This is a genomic window from Burkholderia sp. BC1, assembly GCF_052683555.1.
On sequence record NZ_JBQYLP010000166.1, the window covers coordinates 1 to 1,728 of the forward strand.

Here is a 1,728-nt window from a genome sequence, read left to right on the forward strand (position 1 = left end):
CTCGCCTGCAACTTCGGAAGTTGGTCCATTGATCAGCGTTTCCCTAGGCGAGTTCTATCGCAAACAATTAGACCGGGAGCTTTGGCCGAGTCAAGCAAAACTTGCCGCCGATCTAAACATGTCGAAACCGCTCGTCACACGGTCTATCCAAGCATCTTTGCTTCCTCCCGAAGTGGTGGCGGCATTCGGCGGTCCGTACCACATCTCCTACCGGACGGCAGGACTGGCGATGCGATTGATTAACTCGGTCGGAAGGGCCGTTGTCGTTCAGAGGGCACTGACAGTGCCGAACACAACTCCTTCAGCGAAAAAAGTAATTTCGATACTGGCTACGGGCGTCGTACAAACCGATGATGCTGCCAAGCTGAGAATCTCGCTCGGAGCGAACGGCAAACATCTAATAATCGACGGGCCACATATCGACCGCGTGATTCCCCACCTCGCCCTAGTCCAGCGTTTGCTGAACGTTATGCTTCCGTCCGTGCTTCCGCCATGCGCTGACGGTATTGTCCTCGCTGGTGATCGCGGTTTAACCGGGAAGCGCCTGCGACGCGAACGGTGACATCTTCCGACCGGACGCAGCACCCGCGAGCCTAACGATGACGAATTCCGACCTGCAGTGCTTAGGTGACGGATTCCGACCGCGACTTATGCGATGATCTGTTGTTCGAGGACCGGGCGCCGGCCTACACGCTGCTGACGTATGTGCATGACGCGACGAGCCGATTAATGATGCTGCACTTCGCGCATTACTTGATCAACTGCATCCCTGCGACCAGGGCGGCCGCCACATCGAAGGTATCTGTGTACTCACAGTTGGCTGCATAACCGGAACGCTCGATTAGGCAGTCTGCAAAATCCGCCTTTGAAGATGCCGCGTACACGCGAAGCGCTTTCGCACCGTGTCTGCGGCTTCAATGACAAGTTTCTAGGTGCTGATCATCGAGTCGATGATGCCCTGCATCTGCTCACCCTCACCGCCATAGCATCGCCCGAGTACCCACACAACTTCGACGCCGCCGAGTACCGGCATCCGGACCGTCTGCCGACATTCCTGCGAATACGCGTTGATTGCGCGCGCGGCGGCGGCCGGGCCTGTTGACCGATCTCGCCGAAATCGAATGGCAGGTCGCGCTGTCGGGCGACCGGCTGACCGCGCGCGAAACCGAGGTGTGTGCGATCGTCGCGGCGACGGTTGTGCCGCTGATCCCGAGATCGGCATGAACTGCCGCCGTCACCACGACGCCGTAGTCGCGCGCCGCACCCGCTACGCTGACGTATTCGTCGCGCACGTCGGTCAGCACGCGGCCTCGTCACCTCGTTCGCGCGTAACCCCTTCGCGGGCTGGGTCGTCACGCTTTTGGACTGCGCTTTCACCGACCGCGAAGCCTTTGCGTCGCCTGTCGGCACGAGTTTCAAACTGGCTTGGGTCAGCGTCTTATCCGGCGTGGGTATTTCGCTCACGACCTTGGCCCGGCATGATCTCCAGGAGGGGTTTGTCTTTATCGTTCAGTTCCTTCGCCCGATTACGGCTTCGGTCAATGAAGTCTTTCAGGTCCGGCCCCGCCAACATCGCGCGATGCATCGCTCAGTCTTTCATTTTCCAAACAGGAGCGAATTGTATCTCAAAATAATGCGGTGATTTTAAGCCGGTTGGACGAACGGGATTTCGGTGATTTAGGGAAACGCTGATTTATTCGGCTCGGCGGTCATCGCAGACGTAGCCGA

Annotated in this window: 2 protein-coding genes; both read left to right on the top strand. The window is 58.3% G+C overall.

The features are described from left to right. Window positions 1-562 (top strand): hypothetical protein (locus ACSHSS_RS30120; RefSeq protein ID WP_445545966.1); only part of this gene is annotated, 562 nt, incomplete at its 5' end. Between the two features lie 536 nt (window positions 563-1,098). Beyond that, window positions 1,099-1,224 carry a hypothetical protein gene (locus ACSHSS_RS30125; protein WP_258170445.1) on the top strand — a complete coding sequence of 42 codons (126 nt, stop codon included), beginning with the start codon at window positions 1,099-1,101 and terminating at the stop codon, window positions 1,222-1,224. The last annotated feature ends 504 nt before the right edge of the window (window positions 1,225-1,728 follow it).